The organism is Promicromonospora sp. NPDC050249 (assembly GCF_040656015.1).
Taxonomy (GTDB): Bacteria; Actinomycetota; Actinomycetes; order Actinomycetales; family Cellulomonadaceae; genus Promicromonospora.
Genome location: NZ_JBFAKY010000075.1, coordinates 1 through 5,492, shown reverse-complemented (window position 1 = coordinate 5,492; position 5,492 = coordinate 1). Strand labels below are relative to the sequence as shown.

Genomic DNA, 5,492 nt, shown 5'->3' with positions numbered 1-5,492 from the left:
CGTGGTGTGTCCGTGCCCCCCATTGGGGTGGGGGGGGGGCCCCGCCGGGGGGTGGGGGCGTGGGCCGGGCGCCCCCCCCCCCCACCCCCCACCACCGGATGACCGCAAGAAGTCAGCGGCGTCGGACGGGTGTCGTCAGGAGGTCAGACCTACTCGTCGACCTGGCCGGACGCGACCTCTTCCTCGGTGAGGTAGCCGGACTCGACCAGCTCGGCCTCGAGGTTGTCCGCGGTGACGATCACCGTGGGGAGCAGGAACGACGGCACGACCTTGACGCCGTTGTCGTACGTCTCGGTGTCGTTGGCCTCGGGCTCGTTGCCCTCGAGGAACGCCGTCGCCGCGGTGACGGCCTGCTCGGCGAGGAGACGCGTGTCCTTGAAGATCGTCGAGTACTGGTCGCCGTCCACGATCAGCTTGGCGGAGGCCGCCTCGGCGTCCTGGCCGGTGATGATCGGCATCTTCAGGTCACCCTTGCCGTAACCCGAGTTCTTCAGGGCGGTGATGACGCCGCGCGACAGCACGTCGGCGGGGGCGAGCACGCCGTCGACCTTCACGTCACCCTTGGTGTACGTGGAGGTCAGCAGGTTCTCCATACGCTCCTGCGCACCCTCCTGCTCCCAGCGCTGGATGGCGACGGTGCCGAAGTCGGTCTGCTTCGAGGGCACGACGAGCGTCTTGTCGTCGATGTACGGCTGGAGCACCGACATGGCACCCTCGAAGAAGAACCCTGCGTTGTTGTCGTCGGGCGAACCGGCGAAGAGCTCGACGTTGAACGGACCCTCAGGGGCGTCGGCGGCGGGCTCGCCGTCCTCGCCCAGGATGCCGAGCCCGGTCAGCAGCGAGGTGCCCTGCTGCACGCCGACCGTGTAGTTGTCGAACGTGACGTAGAAGTCCACGTTCTCCGAGTCGCGGATGAGGCGGTCGTAAGAGATCACCGGGATGTCCGCGGCAGCGGCGGCCTCGAGCTGGCTGCCCAGCGCGGTGCCGTCGATCGAGGCGATGATGAGTGCCTCGGCGCCCTTGTTGATCATCGCGTCGATCTGCTGCTGCTGGGTCGGGATGTCGTCACCCGCGAACTGCAGGTCGACGTCGTACCCGGCCTCCTCGAGGCCCGTCTTGACGGCGTCGCCGTCAGCGATCCAGCGCTCGTACGTCTGCGTGGGCATCGCCACGCCGACGAGGCCGCCCTCTTCGCCGTCTCCGGCACCGCCACCGCCACCAGCGCCGGCGCCGCCGCCGCCGCATGCAGCGAGCGAGACAGCCATCGTGCCCGTCGCCAGCGCAGCCAGACCGCGCTTGGCCCACAGCTTCCTTGCCATGACATCTCCTCTTCGAGTTTGCCCGGGCAACGTCTCTGCAACCCGGCCGACTTCACATTGTGAACGCAACAGATTGTGAACGCTCACACGTCCGTTGGTCAAAACCAGGTCGGCTGAACTTAGCCACAACCGACCGGCGACCGTGCCCACCGTAGCCGTGGTCGAGGGCTGGTAAGGGGAACTTACTGGATGGTTACGGCATCGATACAGTCAACTCTTGAATCCGGGAACCGCCGTCCTGGGTAGTCCGCCTCGCTGGGCGCTCCCGAGCGGCAGGAAGAAGTTGCTCCGCGTGGCGACGACAGTGAGAAGCAGCACAGTGCCGATCGTGGGTCGCAGCAGCCGCAAGATCATCCGGAGGACGAGCCGGAACTCACCCGCTGTCAGGTGGCCGACCGGTCGAGCTACCGGCTGCCCGACGCCTCGCCGGTCGCCTGCACGAGCTCCGTGCCGCCCGGCTGGACGCCCACCACGCGGCTGTCCTGGCCCGGCACGACGTCGCCCGTCGACTCCCGTCCGATGATCCGCGAGTCCGGTACCACCCTCCGGAACGGCGCCGGATCGCCGGTCGCGCCGATGCGCTCCAGCAGCAGCTCGACGGCGGTGCGCGCGATCTGGGCCCTGCCCGGGTCCACGGAGGACAGTGCGGGAACCGCGTACTTCGCGTCGTCGACGTCGTCGAACCCGATGAGTGCCACCTCGCCCGGGACGTCGATCCCGCGGGCGTGCAGCGCGTGCAGGGCACCGAGCGCCAGCGCGTCGTTGAGCGCGAAGACCGCGTCGATCTCGACTCCCTCGTCGAGCATGCGGCGCATCGCCTCCGCTCCGGTGGAGCGGTGCCAGAGGCCCGCCTCCCCGATCAGCGCCGGGTCGTGGGGCAGGCCGGCCTCCGCCAGCCCTTCGAGGTAGCCGGTGGTGCGCAGCGCGGCGGACCCGACCTGCTCCCCCTCGTGCGCCCCGATCAGCGCGATCCGACGGCGGCCGAGCGACGCCAGGTGCAGGGTCGCCGCCTTCGCGGCCGCGACGTTGTTCATCGTCACGTGGTCGGCGGGCGCGCCGAAGACGCGCTCACCCAGGATCACTATCGGGAAGTCGACGGTGAACAGGCCGATGTCGTCGGGGCCGAGCGCCAGGGGCGAGAAGATCAGGCCGTCCGTGAGGTGCCTGCGCCGGCCCGAGAGCACGTCGGTCTCCCGCTCGCGGCTGGCGCTCGTCTGCTCGATGAGCACGGTCCACCCAGCCTCGTCGGCGGCGGAGATGACGGAGTCGGCCAGCTCCGCGAAATACGGGAGCGAGAGCTCGGGAACCGCCAGCGTGATCAGCCCGGTGCGGCGCGTGCGGAGGTTCCGGGCGGACATGTTGACGCGATAGCCCAGGTCCTCGATGGCGGCCTGGACCCGTTCCCTGGTCGCGGCGCGGATGTACGGGTAGCCGTTCACCACGTTCGACACCGTCTTGATCGACACGCCTGCGCGCTGCGCCACGTCGTGCATCGTCACAGCCACGCTGCCAGCCTCCACTCGGCGAGTTTTCCCACAGGGTAGAGGACGGCCGTCGCTCACGCGTCGCCGATCGGCTAGTGTGCAACGTTGTAGAACGACCGATCGATCCAGCGAGGAACAATGACGACCTCCCGCACCCGCGTGCTGCTGCACCCCGACTTCACCGTCGGCACCGTCGACCGCCGCCTGTTCGGCTCCTTCGTGGAGCACCTCGGGCGTGCGGTCTACACGGGCATCCACGAACCGGGCCACCCGACGTCCGACAGCCACGGCTTCCGCCGCGACGTCGCCGACCTGACGCGCGAGCTCGGCGTCACCACCGTCCGGTACCCGGGCGGCAACTTCGTCTCGAACTACCGGTGGGAGGACGCCGTCGGGCCCGTGGAGCAGCGCAAGCCGTTCCTCGATCTCGCGTGGCGCACGGTGGAGCCCAACGTCGTGGGCACCGACGAGTTCCTGCAGTGGGCCGAGCGCGAGGGCATCGAGCCCATGATGGCCGTCAACCTCGGCACCCGCGGCGTCGAGGAGGCAGTGGCCCTGCTCGAGTACTGCAACGGCGAGGCAGGCACCCGCTGGGCCGACCTGCGCATCGCGAACGGCCGTGAGAAGCCCTACGGCGTCAAGCTCTGGTGCCTCGGCAACGAGATGGACGGCCCGTGGCAGATCGGGCACAAGGACGCGCACGAGTACGGCAAGCTGGCCCGCAACGCCGGCGCCGCGATGAAGCTCGTGGACCCGTCCATCGAGCTGGTCGCGTGCGGCTCGTCGTCCATGGGGATGCCGACGTTCGGCGAGTGGGAGCGCACGGTCCTGGAGTACACCTACGACCTCGTGGACCACATCTCGATGCACGCCTACTACGAGGAGGTCGACGGCGACCGCGCGTCGTTCCTCGGGTCGGGCACCGCGATGGACCGGTTCATCGAGCGGGTGGTGGCCTCGGCGGACGCCGTCGGCGCCCAGCGCCGCTCCGACAAGCGCATCACCATCTCGTTCGACGAGTGGAACGTCTGGTACCTGGAGACCCGCTTCCCTGGCGAGGCGAACCTGCCGATCCAGAAGGACGCGCCCCGCATCATCGAGGACGTCTACTCCGGGCTCGACGCCGTGGTGGTGGGCGACCTCCTGGTCACGCTGCTGAACCACGCCGACCGGGTGCCGGTCGCGTGCCTCGCGCAGCTCGTCAACGTGATCGCGCCGATCATGACCGAGCCGGGCGGCGAGGCCTGGCGACAGCCGACCTTCCACCCCTTCGCGACGACCGCGCGCCTGGCGCAGGGCGAGGCGCTCGACCTGCGCGTGTCCACGTCCACCATCACCACGAAGGCCCACGGCGAGGTACCGGCGGTCACGGCGGCGGCCACCCTGGCCGACGGCGCCGTCGCGCTGTTCCTGACCAACCGGTCCGCCGAGCCGGTGGAGGTGGAGCTGGCCCACCTGGGGGCGGTGCTGGAGGTCGCAGAGGGCTGGGTCATGACGGCCGACCACGAGGCCGCCGTCGCCGGGCCGGAGCACGCGGAGAAGGTGACCGCGGAGCACTGGGGCGAGTTCGACGTCGCCGGGCGGGTGGCCGGGGCCGCCGGCGCACCGAGCACGACGGTGACGCTGCCGCCGGAGTCCTGGACGGCCCTGTCGGGCACCCTCACCTCGGTCTGAGACTCGCCGAAGTAGAGCGCCTGTCCGGGCAGGCGCTCTACATCGGCGGGCGGGTCAGGTGCGGTGGGTCAGTGCTCCGTGCCGAGGTCGAAGCCGCCGTCCGCCTCCGCGGCCCGCCAGAAGTCGCGCAGCATCTCCTCGGGCGTGTGGAGGTTGTGCCGGCTCGCCACCGGTTCCTCGTCGCCCGAGATGGCCTTGACCTCGTCGTGGATACGCTCCATCGAGGTGTCCAGCGACCAGGCGACGTCCGCCGCGAGCTTGAGCGAGTCGGTGAGGTGCCGGGGCACGTCGCCGTCGTACTTGTAGTAGATCTTGTGCTCCAGGCTGGCCCAGAAGTCCATCGCGATGGTGCGCAGCTGGATCTCGACGATCACGTCCTCGACCCGGTCGGACAGGTACACCGGGATCTGCACGATGAGGTGCAGCGACTTGTACCCCGTCGCCTTGGGGTGCTTGATGTAGTCGCGCTCCTCCAGCAGCGTCAGGTCCGCCTGCTTGAGCAGCATGTCGCGCACCAGGTAGATGTCGTTGACAAAGCTGCAGGTGATGCGGACGCCGGCGATGTCGAACATCTTCGCCCGGACGCCGTCCGGCGTCAGCGGGATGCCCTTGCGGCGGCACTTGGCGACTATCGACTCGAACGACTTGAGCCGGGAACCCACGTGCTCGACGGGGTTGTAGTTCTGCATGTGCCGGAACTCGTCGCGCAGGATCGAGACCTTGGTCATCACCTCGTCGATCCCGAACTTGTAGGTCAGCACCAGGCGGCGCAGCTCTGCGACCAGCGTCCGGAGCTCGGCTGGATCAGGTATCGGGTGTTCCCGGAGGTCCTCGGGCAGCGTGCTCACGGAGACCACCGTACGGCGTGAGGGTGACGCTGTGGGGCTCAAGCAGAGGTCCGCCCACCGTTGGCCGGGCCGTCTCACCGTTGGTCGAGCTTGTCGAGACCTGGGTCTCGGCTTCCTGCCCGGCACGCTGTCCGAGAAGATCGACCCGTACCTGCGTCCGCTGTACG

The 5,492-nt window shown here is 69.2% G+C and carries 4 protein-coding genes; 1 reads left to right on the top strand and 3 read right to left on the bottom strand.

Features of this window, described 5'->3' with window-relative positions:
- Window positions 1-149 precede the first annotated feature (149 nt).
- Complete coding sequence (gene chvE / locus AB0I32_RS27070; RefSeq protein WP_357511799.1) at window positions 150-1,319, bottom strand: multiple monosaccharide ABC transporter substrate-binding protein; 1,170 nt, start codon at window positions 1,317-1,319, stop codon at window positions 150-152.
- 404 nt (window positions 1,320-1,723) lie between these two features.
- Window positions 1,724-2,824: a LacI family DNA-binding transcriptional regulator gene (locus tag AB0I32_RS27065; RefSeq protein WP_357511797.1), complete on the bottom strand. Its 1,101-nt coding sequence runs from the start codon at window positions 2,822-2,824 to the stop codon at window positions 1,724-1,726.
- 117 nt (window positions 2,825-2,941) lie between these two features.
- Between AB0I32_RS27065 and AB0I32_RS27060 the strand changes: the two genes are divergently transcribed.
- The gene (locus AB0I32_RS27060) at window positions 2,942-4,477 is read left to right on the top strand and encodes an alpha-L-arabinofuranosidase C-terminal domain-containing protein (RefSeq protein WP_357511795.1); all 1,536 of its coding nucleotides are present in this window, start codon (window positions 2,942-2,944) and stop codon (window positions 4,475-4,477) included.
- Window positions 4,478-4,545: 68 nt separating this feature from the next.
- Here AB0I32_RS27060 and AB0I32_RS27055 read toward each other — a convergent pair whose 3' ends face one another.
- Complete coding sequence (locus tag AB0I32_RS27055; RefSeq protein WP_357511793.1) at window positions 4,546-5,325, bottom strand: GTP pyrophosphokinase family protein; 780 nt, start codon at window positions 5,323-5,325, stop codon at window positions 4,546-4,548.
- Window positions 5,326-5,492: the final 167 nt, after the last annotated feature.

Coding starts and splice junctions, on each gene's coding strand:
- chvE (WP_357511799.1), bottom strand. CDS start 1,319: ATGGCAAGGAAGCTGTGGGCCAAGCGCGGTCTGGCTGCGCTGGCGACG.
- AB0I32_RS27060 (WP_357511795.1), top strand. CDS start 2,942: ATGACGACCTCCCGCACCCGCGTGCTGCTGCACCCCGACTTCACCGTC.